The organism is Micromonospora sp. ZG13 (assembly GCF_059359355.1).
The window spans coordinates 606,727-625,508 of the sequence record NZ_JCADBQ010000003.1 but is presented as its reverse complement, the minus strand read 5'-3'; the positions used below and the strand labels follow the sequence as shown (position 1 = coordinate 625,508).

The following is an 18,782-nucleotide window of genomic DNA, read 5'->3' as shown; positions in this document are numbered from 1 at the left end:
CCGGTGGTGAAGGCGGAACTGTCAGAATCCGTTGACGGGACGGAATCCGCGGCGTCGGGCGTGGCGCATGGCCTCTAGCGCGCCGCGCAGGTGCTTGCCGGCAGGGTCCCAACCCTGGTGTAGGGCTTGGGCGACCTCGGTCGCCGACCGCCGTTGTTCCTGGCTGAGGATCCCCGTGGCGGCGCCCCAGGCGGTCAGATCGCTCCAGTCAGCACCGGTGGTGCGCCGGACCAATTTCAGGTCGTCGCCGTAGGTGTCGATGTCGGCGAGTTCTGTCTCCAGTGGTGGCGGGATGACCCAGTCGAGTTCGCGTACCGCTGTCCAGCACTCCGGTCGCTTGGTCCACTCGCCCACGTTTGTACGGCCCTCGGGCGGCGACGTGATGATCTTCTGTACGAGCGGGCACAGGTCGGTTATTGCGTCTTGCAGCGTGGAAGTGAGGTCCTGGTTGCGCCAGATACGGTCGAGGTCGATTCTCTGGCTGGTCGCGTGGGCGAGCTTTGCGACGGTGTAGGTGACGATGTTGGCCTTGTAGCCACCGAAGTTCTGTTTGGCGACGAGCTTGTCGACCTTCCTGAACAGGATCGCCTTGGCCACTAGGTGCCGGCAGTACTGCTTGTCCACGACCGGTGGCTGCTCGTCGAGACGCTGCGAGAACAGGGTGAAGTTCTTCTCCGCCCCGAGGCTGACCAGGTGCGGTTCCATACCCCAGGAGTGTTCGAATTTGGCGAGGTCGGACTTGGTAAATTTCTGGGCTGATGGGTTGGCGGCCTTGAACACCTTCTGTCGGGCTGGTGTCCCTTCACGAGTGAGAGCGTTGGCGTACTGACCCCGAGCCCGTTCGTAGAACCAGTGGGTGTCGTGGGGGTGAGCGGGGCTGGGTGGTGCCCACAGGGTCCGCATGATTCGCTCGACGTCGACGTGGAAGGCGCTGTTCGCCTTCAGGTCGGAGGCGGTGACGCGGTTCTGGGTGTTGGAGTAGGCGGAGATCTGCGGAACAATGTCGTCGAGCCGGTCCGGCGAGACAACCGTCAGCTTCATCTGCACGTGCGCGGCACCGACGTCGACCTTGTTGCGGTGGGCGTGGTGGATGGTCGCGGTGGTTTGCCCTCCGTTGACAATCTGAAGGTTGTGGATGCGGCGGATCATCCGCTGATCGGACGTCGTGTCGTCGAACTCGACCTTGGAGGCGGTGGCTGCGATCCCGTTGTTGTATGCGAGGAACCGCTCGGGGTTGCTCTTCAGGGTGTCCAGGATCCCTCGGTTGACCGCCCCGCGTACCTGCAGAAAGGAGCGGACGTTCAGCTCCAGTAACCGAGCCCCGTGGGCCGAGTACAGCTCGGCCAATCCGCTGGCGGGCACGATGGCCAACAGAACCGAGTAGTCCTCGTCGGTCCGCGGGGTCGCCAGGCAGGGCAGCCCTTCCGGGAACTCCGCAACGATCGGTTCGGCCTTACTTCCGGAGGTCGACCAGTTGGCCAGACGTCGCAGGTCCCACAACTCGCGGCTCACGTGTCGGCCCTCGAACAGCATCGGCGCGATGCTGTCGCGGACCACGCTGCGAGCGTTGGTGACCAAAACCAGACGCACCGACTCGACTCGACCGAATCTCTCGCTGACGGCGGCACACATGCCGGCCACGTCCGAGGAGCGGTCACGCCTGGTCAGGCTGCCGGCGACACAGCGGGACAGGAAGTTTTCCAGGCGTTTGAACGCCGCCTCAACCTCGGCACGGCCGATCTTGTGGTCGTCGTCAGCTCTGGGGCTGTAGTGGGTGAGGAACAGGTCCAACGACCGGTCGTCGGACGCGGCACCGTACCCGCTGATCTCCACACCGTGGTCCTTGAAGCGCACCGCCACGGCATCCTCGGTGTGTCCGTCGGCGGCCAACTGGTCGAGCATCAGCTGGGTGAATGCTTCTTGAAGGTCGCAACCCTCGATCTCAGCCTGGGCCCTGACGTCCTCGATGAGGCCGTGTGCATAGGCGCTGACATCCGGCTCAGCCATGTGTACCCCTGTGCCGCAGGACGCGGGCTCGGCACGACGGGCCGCACATCCCGGGCGGACTTGTGAGGGGCATGTAGTTCTCCGGAGGATTACTTGGTAAGTGACGTGACTGTTCGCGCCGACTCGGTTGCGTGATGGCACCAACTCTCCACGATAAGGACAGGACCGACAAGACCCGGCGGGTGAGTCGTGATCACCTCATCGGTCCTGTTCCGGGCCCACACAGTCACCTGGGGCGCGAGCGGAGCTTAAAAGAGTTTCGCGCGGCAACCCGTTAGGCGGGCAGCCAGGCGTGACGACGCGGGACGGCCAACGCCGGGCGTCGGACCGCAGAGGTAACCTGCGCAGTGCGTTCTGACGATCGGGGAGGTGACACGGGTGACGGACGATACCGTCGACCGACGTCGGGCAGGCTATGGCGTCAAGCTCGTGCGCGGCCCGTTCGTCCGTCTTGCGCCACACGCCGAGGCGTGCGGGGACGACGCCGAGTTCCTCCGTTTCGCCGCAGCTTGCCGTGAGCGGGGTGAGCGGCTGGCGGCGGACCTGTTCAGTGGTGCAGGTGGCCTGAGTCTGGGCCTCACGGAGGCCGGGTTTCGTGTGGTCCTGTCGGCCGACCGCGACCCAGAGTCCGTCGAGACGCATCGTCACCACTACCCGGGCCTCACCCTCGACTGCGACCTGGGAGAGTCCGCCAACGTCCGGCGGATCGCCGATCTGGTGAAGGAGGCGGGGATCGAGCTGCTGGCCGGCGGCCCACCGTGCCAACCCTTCTCCCGGGCGGGCCGCTCACTGATCCGTCACCAGGTCCGTCACGGTCTCCGCCCGGCGCACGACGAACGCCGGGACCTCTGGCGCTCGTTCCTGGAGGTCATCCAGCTGGCCAGACCCGCCGCCGTGATCATGGAGAACGTCCCCGACATGGCGCTCGATCGGGAGATGTTCATTCTCCGCACCATGGTGCACGAGTTGGAGTCGATCGGTTACGCGGTCGAGGAACGGGTCGTTGACACCCTGCGCTACGGCGTACCCCAGTTCCGCCAGCGGTTGATCCTGGTTGCGCTGCGAGATGGAGTCGCCTTCGACTGGCCGACAGAGGTACCGGACCGGGTGTCGGTGTGGAACGCGATCGGCGACCTACCCGAGGTCGAGGGCGGCTGGAGGCCCGAGGGCGGCGCCGACGGCTGGTCAGACTACGCCGGTCCCGCTTCTGCCTTTCAGAGGCAGATGCGTCGCGGTGTTGCACGAGCGGACACGGGCAAGGTCTTCGATCACATCACCCGACCCGTACGCGAGGACGACCAGCGAGCCTTCGACATGATGGACGCCTGCACCCGGTACTCAGACCTACCGGAGGACGTCAAGCGCTACCGCGACGACATCTTCGACGACAAGTACAAGCGCCTGAGCGAGGACACCTACTCCCGCACCATCACCGCGCACATCGCCAAGGATGGCTACTGGTACATCCATCCCCGACAGGACCGCACACTGACCGTGCGTGAGGCCGCGCGGCTACAGACCTTCCCCGACTGGTTCCGCTTCGCCGGCCCACCCACGGCCGCGTTCCGCCAGATCGGTAACGCCGTACCGCCGGCGCTCGGCACCCAGCTTGGGCGCGCCGTCATGACAGCGCTGGACGCCTCAGAGCCAGTTGCCTACCGCAGCCGCGACATCGCCCAAGCCCTCGCGACCTGGTTCGACGACCTCGGCGAGCTAGCCCTCCCGTGGCTGTGCGCCCGGACGCGGTGGCAGGTCATCTCCGCGGAGATGCTTCTCGACCGGGCAGCACCCGAGCAGGTCCGAGTCCTCTGGTCACTGCTCGAACGATGGGAGCAGCCGCAGGACACCGTCGACGCCGGCGACGAACTCGTCGAGATCGGGCGGTGGATCAACCGGGAGCACCGCGCCGAGCGGCTACTCGAACTGGCGCGCACGCTCACCTCGCAACCGGACCTGCTCGACGACGACAAGATCCACAACCTTCGCGGGGTCGACGCCTCGGTAGTCGACCTCGCCGTCCTCGCGATTCCAACGCGCGACGAGGACAACGCGGAGGAACCCGTGCTCATCACCAAGGGCACCCACCGCGTCGCCGCCCGCTTCACCGGCGAGCACGTCGAACGCAGCCACAGGATGACCGCAGGGCGTCTGGCCATCGCCCGAATGATCGGCGATGACACCAACGCGCGGCGGGCACACCTTGGCCTGATCGAGCTAGCCACTACCGTCTGCCGCCCCACCGACCCTGCCTGCTCACGCTGCCCCGTCAACAAGGCATGCAGCGAGGCAGCCAAACGGGGTAGTCGGACCGACCGGCAGCCGGTGGTCAGTCCCTGAAGCCGAGCGCGGCGGCGACGTCAGGGGCTTCAGCCCGCAACCTCTCCCCGATGCGTTGCAGGGCCGCGTACTCACCCGCACGCATAGCAGCTGCTCGCAGCGCCAAGCCGACAACCGGCATCGGCGGCGTAGCCCCAGACGCCTCGCTGCGAGACAGGGCGGCCAATTGCTCGGAGGCCACCCTCAAGCCGCCCTCGGAGGCACTGCGCGAGTTCTTTCGGTAGGCGTCGTCTGCCCGCATACACAGCTCATGCACCGGACGTTCGAGCAGCTGACGCAACTGCGGCGGCATCGCCACCCTGATCTTCGCCACGTTGATGTTGAACACCACGTCAAGATCCGTGTCGAAATCCAGCGCCGCCCGCGCGAGCTTCGTGTGTTCGTCGATGCCTCGCATGCCGTTCCAGCCGCCCCACTGGACCAGCCGCTGGGCACGGTAGACGTACAGGCCCTGCTGACGGTTCCAGTTCAGTGGGCCCGAGAGCCGCTCGAACTCCGCCTGCGACGAGAACTGGTCGCGGGACGGCAGGACGTACCGCTGCAATGACACCGTGCCGGTGGCCTCACCGACGGTCACCTCGAAACGGAGCGGAGGAAGCATCTCCCGTGATGGCTCGTTCGGGGCGAAGGGGTTCCACGGCCGAACCTTCTCGCCGTTGACCGTGATCACGAGGCCGCCGCCGACCTCGCCCTCAAGAAAGCGGTGGAAAACCGTACCCAGGTGGTCAGCCGTCCTGCCCGCCAGTGCCTCCAACCGGCGACGCGCCCAGCCGCCCTCTGGCTTACGTTCGGGCAGAACGCGGTCGAGTCCGCGCCAGAGCACCACGGTGCCCCCCGTGTCCGCCACCGTCTCGCGGGCCTTGGCGACCTGCTCGTCGTTCGCCGGTTCGGCGACGACCCAGTCATCCACCTCGGCGATGAGATCGAGGTCGATCATCCGCGACACGGTGCGGGCCGTGGCCGCCCTCCTGCGACTGACCACCGTCAGGGACCGACACTGCGACAGAGAGGCGGTCTTCAATCCCAGCCCGTACCGGCCGAGGTCGCCGCGACCGTAGTCGCGCCGGCTTCCGTAGCGCAACGCCTCCAACAGGCCGTTGGCGCTCATACCCTCGCCGTCGTCGGCGATCATCACCCACGACTCGGATCCGTCGAACACGATGTCGATCTCGACGCGACTCGCGCCCGCGGCAACACTGTTGTCCACCACGTCGGCCACGGCGGTCGGAAAGTCGTAACCGATGTCGCGCAGCGAGTCGGTCAACCGCGCAGCAGACGGCGCCACGCTGTACAGGTTCCGAGCGCTCACGACGCCTCCTCCGGTCGAAAACGATGACGGGGACCAGGATGTCATACTCTCCCGCCAGTCACACCGTCGGACGCACACCAGTTCGACGGCAACCAACCCGTGACCGGCAGTCACACGTGCGGCCGCCGGTCAGCCGGGCTCGGACCAGCCTCCGGAAGCATGGAGCGGCCACGGCCCATCCGACATGCAACGGTGGGTCCAACCCGGGCGGCGGACCAATGACAGAAGCGGGCCGCAGGGGGACCGGGGCGCACGCCGCCGACCCTAAGACGGGGGTACGACCGGCGCGATGGATCGAACGACCAAGGCTCTGATGTGCCTCGCGGCGGCCCTAACCGGCTCGCCGCGCTGCAGGTAAAGGAGCACACTCCGGCTCACGGGCGGCGGCAGGGAGGTTAGTTAGGGGCGGAACGCCGGCCGGGTGAACGGCGGGCGACCGAACCCGCAGGAAGGGTGTCCGGACATGACGGGTCACGCACCACATCAGCAACCCGGCGTGCCGCCTCACCTGCCTCTCGGCGCACCTCGCACTCCCACACCCTGACCACTCGCCAGCCGTCCCCGACCAACTCGTTGTCGACCCGTTGGTCACGCTGCCTGTTCGTCTCGATCTTCGCCGCCCACCTGTCTGCGTTGGGACCTCGGAACCGGGATGGCCCGTGCTGAGGACATCCGTGCCAGAAGCACCCGTCGACGAACACCGCGACGCGCGGGCCCGGAAATACGAGGTCCGGCCGGCACCGGTTGAACAGGGTTCGGCCCAAGCGATATCGAAGGCCGAGAGCGTGCACGGCGCGGCGCAACGCGACCTCGGGTGCGGTGTCCCGTGTGCGGCGGCCCCGCAGGTGGCTCCCCTCGGTCGTAGCCACCCAGGGTCTTCCCGAAGCGCTACCCGGCGGCGGGAAGCCACCATCGCCGTGGTTCGTCATCACACCCCAGCCCGACCATATCCGCACGAGCACCGGCGGCTCTTCACCTCGCCGCGTCACCACCTGAACCTTGGTCAGAGATCGTGTCCCGTCGCCCGACGGTGGTGAAGAGTCTCGTGCCGCCAACAGCCATCGATGATCTCGCACCTCGCATGCGTCCTGTACGCATCCCCGCCGTCGCTCTCGTCGGGCTCGGCGTGCCTGTCACAGGCGCGGTGCCTGTGCCCCACGACCGCTGCCGGGACCCGTCGAAGGCGACAGCCTAATCGCAGCTCACTTTCGTACCGTCACCGGACAGGACTCCACGAGCGGCTACTCCGTGCTTCGCACTGCACGACGGCCAGCGGCAAATGTGACGTCGAACATCAAATCCTCCCCTCTCCCGCGAGCGGCTGCTTGGTCATGACTGCCCACCTAGAGGGGGTGCAACCCGCTGGGCCACGCCGCCTCCCGCCGCTGGTGCAGTTCGTTGAACAGATGGCGGCCCGGTTACCCATCGGCGGGCATCGAAAGCGTGCTGCCGGTCCCGACGCCGATCGTCGCTTGCTGAGAGTGGTTCGTGGGTGACGTGAATATGATCCTCATGTTTGACTGGATCTATGCGGGCGGGGGAAGCGCGGCTGGCAATCGACTGTGGAAGCCTGGGTACGACTGCGGCGGTGGCATGGTCGGACGGCAGTTGGACGCCACTGCTGTTCGACGGCGAGCCGGACCTGCCGAGCGCTGTGCTGCTCGCCCCTGACGGTGCCATGCTGACCGGTCATCAGGCGTGGCAGGCGGCCGCGAGCGTCCCGGACCGGTTCGTTCCGGCCCCGCGTCACTCACCTGACGAGCACCGCCTGACCATCGCCGACACCGAGGTGGACGGCGTCGACCTAGTGGCCGCGACGCTGCGCCGCGTCGCCCATGAGGCGTACAACGCGGTCGGGGCGCGGGTGGAGGATGTGCGGCTGGTGGTGCCCGCCGGGTGGGGGCCTCGACGGCGCACCTGGTTGCGGCAGGCCGCTCATCGCGCGGGTCTGGCGCAACCGCGACTGGTCGAGGCGCCGGTCGCTGTCGCCGAGCATCTGCTCGCCACCGGCGTACAACTGCCGGTCGGATCCTTCATCGTGATCTGCGACGTCGGAGCGGGGGCGGAGGTCACCGTCCTGCGCCGGGGCCCGGCCGGATTCGAGGTCCTCGCCACCCTGGCCGACCCGGCCGCCGGAGGCACGGCAATCGACGACGCCATCATCATGGCCCTCACCGCCCACGACGGTCCCCACGACGGGAACGGCGGCCAGTGGGCTCTCGCTGCCAGCGTCCGGGCCGCGAAGCACGCCCTGACCGACCACGCCGCGGTGACTCTGCCCCTGCCCGACGCCTCGGCCACGGTGCTCACCGTCGGGCTGCTGGAACAGGCCGCTCATCCTGTCCTACAGCGCGTCGCGCACCTGGCGGCCGAGGCGATTGCCGCAGCGGAAATCAGTGTGCACGACCTCGCCGGCGTGTACTGCGTGGGCGGTGTCGCCCGGTTGCCGCTGCTGCGGCAGGTCCTCGCCGACGCGGTGCCGGTGGCCCTGACCGTTGTCCCGGAGCCGGCGATGGCGGCGGTACTTGGCGCTGCCGACGTCGGCGCCACCAGCCCCGGCGCGGCGGCGGTACCGCCGGTGCCGCCGGTGCGGCGCGCCGTGGCGATCGCGGTGCCCGGCTTCGCATCGCTGGGCCTGGTCTCGCAGTTCCTGCTCACGCCGGAGTGGAACGGCACCATGATGTACCGGTCAGCGGTGCTCAACTGGGGTGAGCTCGCGGTGGCGGCGGTGTTCGCGGTGATCGCCAGCCTTGGCGCCGGCACCGTCCTCGGCTCGGGGTCGCCGCCCGGACCAGCCTGGCGGCGGGACCATTGCTGAACCCTGGCTCGCAGACCGGCACCGGGATCCTGGCGTCAGCGTCCCTCGGCGTCGCCATCGTCGGCATGTACGCCGTGGTCGGCAGTCTCTATATCGGTGATCCCGTCGCGGGATTCCTGCGGTGGTCGCTGCTGCCGGTCGCCCCGATCGTCGCCGCTGCCGCGGTGATGGCCCTCGTCGCGGCCCGGCAGTGGCGCACGCCGGTGGGCGGTTGGTCGCAGATGCTCGCCTTTCCGACCGGGTCGGTGATCACCGCCGGACTGGGCATGGCGATGATCCAGTACTCGCTGACCGCCGACCGCTGGCCCGACATGGTGGTGTGGATCGACCTCGCCGGTCGTGTTGGTGGCCTGCTCCTCGGCGTTGGAACCATCATGGCGGTGGTACCCCAGCCGATTCTGCGGCTGATCCTGGGCGCACCACTGGGGGTCATCACCGCCGCGCTGGTCAGCAGGCCGGCCTCGGGGATCCTCGGGGTCATCTACGCCATCGCGGTGGCCGCATGGTGGCTGCGTCAGCTGCGGACATGCATCTTGCCCGGCAGAGTTGGTCGACCGCTGCGATGAGCCTGTCGGCCACGGCACGCTGCCGCGTCCACGCGAAGGGGTGGCGGGGGTGAGCTGACCCCGCCGGGCGACGGGCATCGCGCTCGTACTGTTGGTGCTGGCGGCTCCGCCATGGGTGCTGGCCACCGTCGTCGGGCCGCCGCTGCCAGGATGGCCGACCGGGGCGCAGTTCCGGGACTGGATCGCGGACCCGCTGACCCCGCAGGCACTCACCGTCGGACTCACCGCCCTGGCATGGCTGCTCTGGCTGGCGGTGGCCTACACGATCGCGGTGACGGCTGCCCGTCGGCTACGGGCCGGGGCACGCTGGCTGCGCCGCCTGCCGCTGCCCACGCCGTGGCAGGCCGCTGCGACAAGTATGGCCGGCGCCGCCGCCCTTACGACCGCCCACGCCCACGTTCCCGCCTCCGGGCTGCCGGACGTGCCTCTCCCGGCGGCCACGGAGGGACCCCACCAGCTCCCCTCCGACGTGACAGTTCGGGCCGGCGAAGGAGTGACGGTTGCCGGGGGCTGGCTTCCCGACGAGACCGCCCGACAGGTCACTGCCGCAGCAGCCCTGGTGTGGCTGCGCCGCCGTCGCGCCTACCAACCCGGCCGCGATTCCGGCGATGCCGCACCGCTGACGCCGATGCCGGACACGGTGGACGCCGTGCGGGCAGCCGTCGTCGACCGCCAGCCGCCACCGTCCACCACCAAGGCCGCAGTGCCGGACGTGCCCGCTACCGGGGTGGCGTACGTCGGCGACGGTGCTGCCGACGCCACCCGCAGTGTCCTGGTCACGCGCCTACTCGCCGCCCTGCGCGACCCACCCGACACCGCCCGGGTGCTTGTCACCCGCACCGCGCTGACCACCCTGCTGCCCGATCTCGCAGCCGCAGCCATCACGATCCCCGGGCTGAGAGTCGCCGACACCGTCGAGAAGGCCATTTCGCTGCTGCCGTCTCCAGCCGGCGCGCCCGCACTGTTCGAGAACAACATCGGCCCCCTGGTGCTGATCACCGCCTCGCCCTCCGCAGCAACGGCTGACCGGCTGGCCGGCCTGACGAGGAGAGCACAAGTCGTCGCGCTCGGCGCGGCACCACTCGTGTGCACCTGGCACATCGACCGCCACGGTCACACCATCGACGCTCGGACCGGGCAGGCGGGGCCGCGGCTGTGCGTCCTCGATCGCAACGCCGCGACGGACCTGCTCACCGTCCTCGCCCACCCCACGCCCTCGGTGTCCGACGGCACCTCATCGACGCCCGCACCACAGAAGCCGCCAGTTGACGTAAGCGTTCGGATTCCCCGCCAGCCTGGCGGTGACATCCCACCCCCGGTCATTCCGCCACCCGCCGCGTCGCCAGCGGTTCAGTTGCGGGTGCTCGGCCGTCCCGCCCTGATCATCGACGGGCAGCCGGTCACCATCCGACGCAGCGCCGCCCTGCAGGTGCTGGTCCTCGTCGCCGTGCAGCCCGACGGCGCCACAACCACGCAACTGGTTCAAGCCATCTGGCCCGGCGTGCCCGTCCACACCGTCACCGGCCGCCTGTACACCACTATCAGCGCCCTACGCGCCGCCGTCCGCGCGGCGACCTCCGTGACGGTGCTCGCCAGCACCGACGACCGCTACCCCCTGGATCCCGACGGTGTCGATGTGGACCTGTGGCGGCTGCGCACAGCCGCCCACCATGCCGCCGCCAACCTGACCGATCCGGTGCCCGCCTGGCAAACGGCGATCGACGCCTACACCGGTGACCTCGCCGCAGGTCACACCTGGCCGTGGATCGATCAGCCCCGCGAGGCCATCCGCCGTCTGGTCCTCGACGCCTACGCCAGCCTCGCGGCAGTGCACAACAACCCGCACGACCGGCTGCGGACCCTGCAGGCGGCGATCCTCGTCGACCCTTACAACCAGGACCTGCACCAGTGCGCCGCAGACGAACTCACCGCGCTCGGCGACTCGGCCGCCGCCGAACGGCTCCTGCACGCCCACCAGCAGCTTCTGCACCGCAGCGGCGTCGCCGCCAGCGAGACACCAGTCGGCACCGCCGCTGACCGAGGCTTCACCTGCGGCGTACAGGTTTGAGTGCAAAAATAGGTACGGCTGCAAGTGTCCGCCGAGTTGATCTCGACCTACGCACGAGGGCGGCCCCTGGACTTAGCGTCATGATCAAGGCAGTGACGTTGCGTGAGGGGTGGCGAGCGCAGCCGATTCCTCGATGTGTGGATCTCTCGGTGAGGGAGACGTCTGTGACTCCCGCCTCGACGTTCGAGTGCCGATGCGGCTGAGCGCTCTTTGGTCTCTGGTGGCGGCGCCGACTGTGGGCATGCGGACGGAACGTCGTTGATCTTCGATGATGTGCGCGGTGTGTGCTCTCCAGCGGATGCCAACCGGGGTCAACCGGTGCCAACGCGGGTCACCGCGGCGACCGCCGGTCGCAACCCGGGGTCGTGTGCTCCAGGTGTGGTCCTGGGCTGGGCGAACGCGGGTCCGGGTGACGCGGGTGAACGTGGGCCACTCCCTGCCACCCCAGGTGAACCCCCAGGTCGCTAGACTAGGCCCTCGCGCCCTCGTAGCTCAGGGGATAGAGCATCGGTTTCCTAAACCGTGTGTCGCAGGTTCGAATCCTGCCGGGGGCACCTCGAAGATCAGCCAAAATGCCATCTGAGCAGCGGATACGCCTCCGCGTCGATCGGTCATCCTGCGCAGCCAGATGCCACCCGAAGCCGCTGTTTGCAGCCCTGCGCGCAATGATCTTGGGCGGTTGAGCTGAAGATCCTCGTGCCGGCCCGCTTCCACACCCTGTAGGCAGGGGTCAGCCGTGATGGTGACGATGGGTCCGCTCCTCGTCCTACTCGAACGGGGTGGCCGCGACGGGCCCCCGCCGGGTCCACCGCACCCCGTTGCCGGTGGGTGACACGCTGGGGCGATGGTTACCCCGCAGCCTCAGCCTGCGTCGACGTCAGGCCCGTTCACCGCCAACCCGAGACGGCGGATGCTGGCGCTCGTGCTCAGCGGTGCGCTGCTGGTCACTTGGGCGCTGTTTAGTATCGGCCAGGGTCTCTATCTCAGCGCGAACGGCGTCAGCGCGCCGGCCGAGGTCGTCAGGGCACGGCACGTCGGTCGCTCCGACCTCGTCCGGGTCCGGCTCGCCTCGGGGCACGAGACGGAGCTGTGGGCCTGGAAGGGGACTCCCGGGGTCGGGGAGAGAATGACCGTCGTCTACCTCGAAGAGCGTGACTGGGCCAGGGACGCCGAAGCGTTCGCTCCGATGCGACGCATCTGGGTCGGCCTGGGGATGGGAATCTGGCTACTCGTCGTGGCGCTGGTCGAGCGCTCCTGGCGGGCCCGGCAGGCCCGGGGTCGCACCGACCCACCGGCTGACGCCGGCAGCCCGGTCGGCGTCTGACAACTCCTAACGGGATGATGGTGGGCGTGTCCTCGGGACGTGAGGATCATTCTGTCTGGACGTGAGGAAGGGTGAGCAGCCGCCGTGGAGCGTCTCGGACGAACTCTGGGCCGAGATCGCACCGCTGCTGCCACCCCGCCCGCCCCGGCGGTACCGCTACCCCGGCCGTGAGCGTTCAACCAGTCCAGCCAAGTTGGCGCGGCTCAAGCTCCTCGATAGCTGGAAGAGGTAGCAGGCTAGGCGAAGGGTCAGCAAGCCATCATCGAGCAAATCGGTTCGACCACCGCTCACCGCTTCAGTGCCGCCTCGATCCGCTCGTTCACCCGGCTGCGGTCCCCGTCGAGGCACTTCACGTACACCTTGAGCAGCACGTCAACCGAGTGCCCGGCCCGCTGCGCGACCTCGGGCGCCGGCACCCGGCGTTCAGCCAGAGCGATACCCCGGCGTGCCGCAGGTCGTAAGGACGCCCGGCCAGGGGGAGGCCACTCGGTCCGGGGCCAGGCTCAGCGTCCGCGCCTCTTCCCAGACCCGGGAGTACGTCGACGAGGACACCACGTTGCCCCGGTCGCGCTCAGTAGGCCCATGGCGACTGGCCCTGTTTGAGAATCCGGACCCCGCGCTCCTCAACCGTTGGCCACATGGTGACCCGGTACTCCAGATGATCGCCCGGGTCTGTCTCAGAGAACTTCGACGGCCGATGCCCAGTCGGGAGATACCCCACGCGCACCCGGTATCGCCCTGCCGGGACAGGGACCGGTTCCACCTCCTCCGGAAGCTGCGTAGCACCCGTGACTGCCAGCTTCCCGGACGGGAACTCGACGTCGGCTTCCGCGACATGGTCATAGGCGTCGAGTGGATCGGAAACAGGAGGAGCGCACCAGATGTCCAGCCTCACCGGCACGTAGTCATAGCGAGCTGTGCCGATCACGACGCAGTGACGCTCTGCGGCAATCCGCCACGCCTCATCGGCCCTGTCCCAGGTGTCCCCATCAAACACACCCTCGGTCGCCTCTGCGTCGGAGAGCACGACGGCCAGGTGGTCGGCGTAGGGCTCGAACCGGTAGATCCGCACACGCTCGTCCAGCACGGCCGGCACGCTACCAAGGCAGGCGCCTCCCACGACAGGTGATGCCCGCTTGGCAGGGATAGCCGAGGGCCAGGCTGATCCGCCGATCTTCCAAGTGGCGGAGCGACAGGGCCTTGACGATCGCGGGGTGATCGGCCGCCGTCGAGGATGGGGCGATCGGCTGCCGCGCCGCTACGCGGCTTGCCATCGGATGCCTGGGTCCAGGCGCGCGGCGAGCCGGCGACAGGGCAAGCCGCCGGCACCGAGCTGTACGAGGTGAACTCGTACTACAGCCTGCCCGACGACGCCTGGCAGTACGAGCTGACCGGCATGTCGGAGGCGGACGGGCATGTCGCGGTCGTCATCCCTGACGCGACTCCGGATGACGGCCCGTTCACGCCGCAGCCGGCACATCGTGTGCTGGTGCAGGCCGGTGACGGGCGGATTCCGTGGCCGATATTTCGACGCTTCATCGATCTGGTCGAGTCGTCCGGTGACCTCGTTGGAGCTGGCGAAGACCAGCCGCACGACGGCGGCCGAGGCGATCGTGGGATCGGCTGAGCGACGGTGAACTCGGAAGGATCAACACCTGTGCACGCCGTCGGACGTCACGCACCCGCCGGCGATCGACATGATCACCGACCGGTTGCCGCCCGGCCGAATCGCTCGGCGACGTCCAGGATCAGGAGGCTCGACGGGGCGCGGAAGTCGTCGAATCGGCCGTCGATCGAATGGTTGAGCAGCGGCTTGTGCCGTTCTGGCGGTACGCCCGTCAGGCCGAGAAACCAGCCGAGCACCTGCCGGCAGTGCCCTTCCCAGTGGCCGTCCGCGCAGGTCCGGTCGACCACCACGGTGACGAAATGCAGCACCGCACGTTCCCAGGCATCGGGGTCGGCCGGGTCGGCGGCGAGTGGCGGCAGGAACCGGTCGAAGCGTTCGGACAGTTCCTCCAGCCACCCCCGCCACTCCACCAGAGACTCGGTGACCACGCCGAGCGTCTGCTCCGGGCTACCCATGCTGTCGGTCGGGCAGCACCAGGCGTGGACGGGGCCGCCGTTGAAGTCCGCCTCGCCGACGCCCCACCGCCAGCCCGACGCCCAGCGTCCGTAACGACCGACGATCGCGAAGCTCATCTGATCGGCCCACCGGGTGCCCTGCTGCTGTCCCCAGTCGTACACCTCCGGTCTGCCGGAGCGGCCAGGTGGCCGGGCGGGGACAGTTGCGGCGATCGGCAGCGACCGGATGATGGCCAGGGCGGTGCCCGGGTCGAACGGATTCCGGGCCGGATCCACCTCTGTCCAGGTCAGGTGATCGGGCCTGATCATCGGGTCGTAGCTGCGGAGATAGGGTCCGGCGTCCGGTGTTTCGGACAACAAGCGTCCTCCGGTGGGTCGGCGATCCGACCGTCCACCCTAGTGAAGTGGGCCGCACTACGCCGTCCCGTCATCCTCCAGCGGCCGACCCGGGGTACTCCCGGATTCGCTCGGGCAGGGGCACGGCCAGCTGGCCGTACCGCATCAATGCCTGCACCGTCGGTCGCAGCCCGGTCCGTGGATGGCCCGGACCGCCACGGACCATCCACGGAACGATTGCCGACGAGTGGCCTTGGAACTGGCCTCAGCGGCCTTGGCGTCGGCCGGTGGTCACCGGCGTGCGGCGAGGTGTCCGCTGAACCGGAGCTGGTGCTGCGCGAGTTCGGCCTCGATCCTCGGCGGCGCACCGGCTTCGTCCTGTTCGGTGAGTTCGCAGTGCACGAACGTGGGGGTCGCGCACGTGCTCAGCTCGCTGTGCAGCAACTCCTTGAACTTGCTCAGGTCGTCGACGTGCCAGACGCCGGTGTATCCGGCGGCTTCGGCGAGTGCGGTGAAGTTGATGCGTCGCGACGGGACGCTCTGGCCTCCGGTGGACTCGTACCGGCCGTCGTCGAGGACGAGGTGGAAGAGCGGAAGGTGGGCGAGCGCGCCGGCGGTGATGAGGCAGCCGGGGTTCATGGTCAGTGCGCCGTCACCGTCGACGACGACCACGAGCTTGCCCGTCGACATGGCGATGCCGGTTCCGATGGAGGCCGCCAGGCCCATGCTGCCGGTCATGTAGAAGTGGTTCGGCCGGTCGGCCACGTTCCTGGCGATGCGGCAGGAGTACCCGGTGGTGAAGATGATCGGGTCGGCGGACGTCGCCTCGATGAGCGCGCGGATGGCGGCCGTCTTGTTCATGCCCGCCACCCGAACAGGGACGGGGGAACGAGCAGCGCCGCCGGTTGGCGGCGCTCGACGACGAGGGTGCTGGCCCAGTCGGTGCGTGCCGACAGGTTCTCCTCGTCGAGCTGGGCGGTCGGTATCCCCGCCTCGCGGAGCATTGGTTCGGTCAGACGACCCATGACGATGTTCTCCGTGGTGAAGTCCGGGGGGACGCCGCGCAGGCTGACGATGAGGAGCATCGGGATCCGGTACGGCACGACGAGTGACGCGATGGCGTTCACCGACTGGCCGAGGCCGGAGTTCTGCATCAGGACGACGGGGCTCCTCCCCGCCATCGCGGCCCCGGCGGCGACACCGACCGCGTTGTCCTCGCGCGAGACGGTGCACAGGTTCGCGGCGGCCTCGAGCCGGCTGTAGAGAGGCGCCAGGATGCCGCAGGGGGTGCCGAAGAACGGTGCGAACTTCCGCTCCAGCAGTGCGTCGGACAGGGCCGATGCGCAGTCGAGAACCGCCATGAGCCCCTCCTAGCTGAGGTAGTCCTCGGCGCCGCCGGTACGGACGGTGTCGAGGGTGAAGCAGTGGAAGCCGCCGCCGAACAGCCGGCGGTGCCGGTGCCGTGCCGGTACCACCGTGAACCGGTGGTCCTCCAGCGTGCGGATCAGCGTCTTGCAGGCGTCGTTGACCAGCACGGTGTTCTCGTCGATCGACAGCAGGTTGAGGTCGATGTACGGGCTGGCGGGGATCGGATCGTCGTTGTCGTACTGCGGGTAGTCGCCGACGTCCGGAACCGGCGAGACGATCGTGTCCCACCTGCGCAGCCGTTCCGGCAGGAAGTCGAGCACCCGCTCGGACCTGATGAGCAGGGTGCCCGGCCGCAGCGGGATCACCACGCTGTCGATGTGGCTCTGGGTCAGCTTGTGCATGCGGTGGACGCGGAAGCGCCCCGCCAGGTGCCGTTCCAGCCAGTCGCACGCCAGCGCGTGGTTGGCGTTGGAGATGTTGACGATCAGGTCGCGCCCGAGCCGCAGGCAGTTCGCGCCGTCGATCATGATCTCCGGGCCGACGTCGTACGGCGACGGCTGCGGGTGCACCGGCACCTCGATGTTGGGCGCCGCGTTCGCGACGTTCTCCGGGTCGAACGAGGCGTCGGTCATCATCGGCCGGGGCATCGTCGTCCAGCGCGCGCCCTGCGCGAAGTACCGCATGAAGATCGGCTTGAGGAACTGCGTCTCGAAGTACCTCGCCCGCAGGGTCGGCGGCGTCTCGATGATCTCGTCGCCGAGGATCAGCGTGTTGTCCCGTACGTTCAGCGGGGGAGTGACCGGCGCCGACCAGGCGGGGGTCGCCACGTCCTTCGGCTGCGGGTCGAGCGGCATCGGCCGCAGGACCCGCACCCCCAGGGATTCGAGGATGGTCGAGATGCCCTCGACGTCCTCGATGAGTTCGCCGAGGAAGCGCTTCTTCGTCGCGAGCCGGTGCGGTTCGTTGCGGCTGGCGCGGGACGCGGCGTCGTACCAGTCCGTGATGCTCGGGTAGTACCCCTTGGCGCCGGTGAGGTTGTCGCTGACGAACATGTCGAACGACAGGTCGTGGATGCGTTCGAGGTAGTTCGCCGCGGAGCCGAGGACGACCTCCTTGAGCGGTGAGAAGTCGTCGTAGCTGTTCAGGCGCATCGAGAGGTTCCCTTCCTCGTGGAGCGGCGGGGGGCGGTCACAGCGCGGTGGCTTCGAGCACCACGTTCCTGAGCGAGTCGTCGTCGGTGCCGACCTCGTGCATGTCGCGGAGGGTCACCTCGTCGAAGTCGCCGACGGAGTAGCAGCCGGAACCGTGCACGACGATGTCGTCCTCCGGCACCAGGTCCCGGTCGATGGCGTTCAGGATCCCGGTCACGGCCATGACCAGCGACCACTCGCGCAGGGCGGTCGGGTTCGCGGCGATCGGCACACCGGCCGCGCCCAGCAGGGAGCGCACCTGGCCGAACCGCTCGAGGCACTCGGCGAGCGAGACGACCACTCCGCCGCCGCCCTGGTTGTGGATCAGCGAGTTCATCCGGGGTGAGGTCACCGGGGTCCTGGTGTAGAAGGTCGGGTCCAGCGTCTCCCGCGGGTCGAAGGTGACCGCCGGGAAGTGCGGGCTCTCCCGCTGGACGTAGTGGCCGGACTCCGCCTCGTAGGAGTAGGCGGGCAGGTGTGCGGTGTCGAATTCGCCGTCGTGGTAGAGGCTGATCACCATGTCCGGCGCGCCGAGGTGCTGCACGAGGAAGTACCGCGAGGGCAGGCCGGGCCCGCCGAACCGTTCCCGGCCGTACGCGTGCCCGAGCAGGCCGTACGCGCTGGACACGGCGTGCACGTGCAGCCGCGGCTCATCCGTGGCCGGCGGGAAGAACTCGGCCTCGGCCAGCGCCCGAACCACGTCGGCGGCCAGGTAGTTCTCCAACTGGAGGGTGTACCAGAGGTTGGTCTTGGCGCTCTTCTCCAGCGCCTCCCCGTGCTTGTCGATCATGTTCCGCGCGATCGTCTTCACGGTTCCCGCCACCTCGCCGCGGTACACCGCGATGGGATTGCGGGCGCGTAGGTACGGGTCGGTGAGCAGTTCCGACGCGCGGATCTTGTGCACGGAGCCGGCCGGCACGACGACCGCGACGTTGAGCTGGTCGGGCGTGACCAACCCGGCGGTGATCGCCCGCAGCACCGCGTCGCGCATGGCGACGGCCTTGTTGGCGGAGGACGGCGTGACGATCGTGACGCGCTCGCCGGTGCTCTGGATGTGCCGGACCGCGCGGGCGACGATGACCAGCGAGGCGAACGTCTTGGTCGTCATCGTCCCGGGATTGCGGGTCAGGTCCAGCAGCGAGAGGTCCTTGCCGCGGTACTGCCCCATCCGGGTGTGCCTCAGTTCGGAGGCCGAAAGGTACTCACGCACCGCGGGCGTCAGTTCGGGCAGGTCGACACCGGGCGTGAACTCGCTCGACCCTGAATTGCCCAGCAGCGTTCGCAGTGCCTCTTGAACCTGCGGGTAATAGTGTGCGAGGGCGTTCTCGAGAAGCATGTGGACAGCCTTCCGGTTCCGCGCTTGTTTCGGTCGTCGAT

General features: G+C 68.6%; 16 protein-coding genes and 1 tRNA gene. 7 read left to right on the top strand and 10 right to left on the bottom strand.

Features of this window, described 5'->3' with window-relative positions; translation table 11 throughout:
- Positions 1-21: 21 nt before the first annotated feature.
- Positions 22-2,007 (bottom strand): AIPR family protein, encoded by a 1,986-nt coding sequence (locus AC5L34_RS10435; protein WP_494824640.1) that lies wholly within the window; start codon positions 2,005-2,007, stop codon positions 22-24.
- Between the two features lie 378 nt (positions 2,008-2,385).
- Between AC5L34_RS10435 and AC5L34_RS10430 the strand changes: the two genes are divergently transcribed.
- A complete protein-coding gene (locus tag AC5L34_RS10430) occupies positions 2,386-4,344 on the top strand; it encodes a DNA cytosine methyltransferase (protein WP_494824638.1) in 1,959 nt (652 codons plus the stop codon).
- Here the strand turns inward: AC5L34_RS10430 and AC5L34_RS10425 are convergent.
- Both AC5L34_RS10425 and AC5L34_RS10420 read right to left on the bottom strand, forming a co-directional pair.
- Entirely contained in the window at positions 4,334-5,653 is a 1,320-nt protein-coding gene (locus tag AC5L34_RS10425; protein ID WP_494824636.1) for an ATP-binding protein, read from the bottom strand. The genes AC5L34_RS10430 and AC5L34_RS10425 overlap by 11 nt on opposite strands.
- A 395-nt stretch (positions 5,654-6,048) precedes the next feature.
- A complete protein-coding gene (locus tag AC5L34_RS10420) occupies positions 6,049-6,582 on the bottom strand; it encodes a very short patch repair endonuclease (RefSeq protein WP_494824670.1) in 534 nt (177 codons plus the stop codon).
- 659 nt (positions 6,583-7,241) lie between these two features.
- Between AC5L34_RS10420 and AC5L34_RS10415 the strand changes: the two genes are divergently transcribed.
- The 5 genes from AC5L34_RS10415 to AC5L34_RS10395 all read left to right on the top strand — a co-directional run bounded on the left by AC5L34_RS10415 (position 7,242) and on the right by AC5L34_RS10395 (position 12,429).
- Positions 7,242-8,471, top strand: coding sequence for an Hsp70 family protein (locus AC5L34_RS10415; RefSeq protein WP_494824634.1), 1,230 nt, complete (start codon positions 7,242-7,244; stop codon positions 8,469-8,471).
- A 65-nt stretch (positions 8,472-8,536) separates the two neighbouring features.
- A complete protein-coding gene (locus AC5L34_RS10410; RefSeq protein ID WP_494824632.1) occupies positions 8,537-9,037 on the top strand; it encodes a hypothetical protein in 501 nt (166 codons plus the stop codon).
- Positions 9,038-9,152: 115 nt separating this feature from the next.
- Positions 9,153-11,105, top strand: a complete 1,953-nt coding sequence (locus AC5L34_RS10405) for an AfsR/SARP family transcriptional regulator (RefSeq protein ID WP_494824630.1) — start codon at positions 9,153-9,155, stop codon at positions 11,103-11,105.
- Between the two features lie 481 nt (positions 11,106-11,586).
- Positions 11,587-11,659, top strand: a tRNA-Arg gene (locus AC5L34_RS10400).
- Between the two features lie 356 nt (positions 11,660-12,015).
- A complete protein-coding gene (locus AC5L34_RS10395) occupies positions 12,016-12,429 on the top strand; it encodes a hypothetical protein (RefSeq protein ID WP_494824628.1) in 414 nt (137 codons plus the stop codon).
- 287 nt (positions 12,430-12,716) lie between these two features.
- Here AC5L34_RS10395 and AC5L34_RS10390 read toward each other — a convergent pair whose 3' ends face one another.
- Together AC5L34_RS10390 and AC5L34_RS10385 are read right to left on the bottom strand one after the other, a co-directional pair.
- A complete protein-coding gene (locus AC5L34_RS10390; protein WP_494824626.1) occupies positions 12,717-12,845 on the bottom strand; it encodes a hypothetical protein in 129 nt (42 codons plus the stop codon).
- A gap of 155 nt (positions 12,846-13,000) precedes the next feature.
- Positions 13,001-13,516 carry a hypothetical protein gene (locus AC5L34_RS10385; protein ID WP_494824625.1) on the bottom strand — a complete coding sequence of 172 codons (516 nt, stop codon included), beginning with the start codon at positions 13,514-13,516 and terminating at the stop codon, positions 13,001-13,003.
- Positions 13,517-13,771: 255 nt separating this feature from the next.
- On the opposite strand from AC5L34_RS10385, the gene AC5L34_RS10380 reads away from it, so the two are divergent.
- Positions 13,772-14,056, top strand: a complete 285-nt coding sequence (locus tag AC5L34_RS10380; protein ID WP_494824623.1) for a hypothetical protein — start codon at positions 13,772-13,774, stop codon at positions 14,054-14,056.
- Between the two features lie 74 nt (positions 14,057-14,130).
- Here the strand turns inward: AC5L34_RS10380 and AC5L34_RS10375 are convergent, their stop codons facing one another.
- The 5 genes from AC5L34_RS10375 to AC5L34_RS10355 all read right to left on the bottom strand — a co-directional run bounded on the left by AC5L34_RS10375 (position 14,131) and on the right by AC5L34_RS10355 (position 18,741).
- Complete coding sequence (locus AC5L34_RS10375) at positions 14,131-14,820, bottom strand: hypothetical protein (RefSeq protein WP_494824621.1); 690 nt, start codon at positions 14,818-14,820, stop codon at positions 14,131-14,133.
- A 318-nt stretch (positions 14,821-15,138) separates the two neighbouring features.
- The gene (locus AC5L34_RS10370; RefSeq protein WP_441174557.1) at positions 15,139-15,708 is read right to left on the bottom strand and encodes a thiamine pyrophosphate-dependent enzyme; all 570 of its coding nucleotides are present in this window, start codon (positions 15,706-15,708) and stop codon (positions 15,139-15,141) included.
- Positions 15,705-16,208 (bottom strand): thiamine pyrophosphate-binding protein, encoded by a 504-nt coding sequence (locus AC5L34_RS10365; protein ID WP_441174556.1) that lies wholly within the window; start codon positions 16,206-16,208, stop codon positions 15,705-15,707. Before AC5L34_RS10365 ends, AC5L34_RS10370 begins: the two co-directional genes overlap by 4 nt.
- Positions 16,209-16,217: 9 nt before the next feature.
- Positions 16,218-17,366, bottom strand: a complete 1,149-nt coding sequence (locus AC5L34_RS10360; protein ID WP_441174555.1) for a glycine amidinotransferase — start codon at positions 17,364-17,366, stop codon at positions 16,218-16,220.
- Between the two features lie 37 nt (positions 17,367-17,403).
- Positions 17,404-18,741, bottom strand: a complete 1,338-nt coding sequence (locus AC5L34_RS10355) for a DUF6002 family protein (protein ID WP_494824618.1) — start codon at positions 18,739-18,741, stop codon at positions 17,404-17,406.
- Positions 18,742-18,782: the final 41 nt, after the last annotated feature.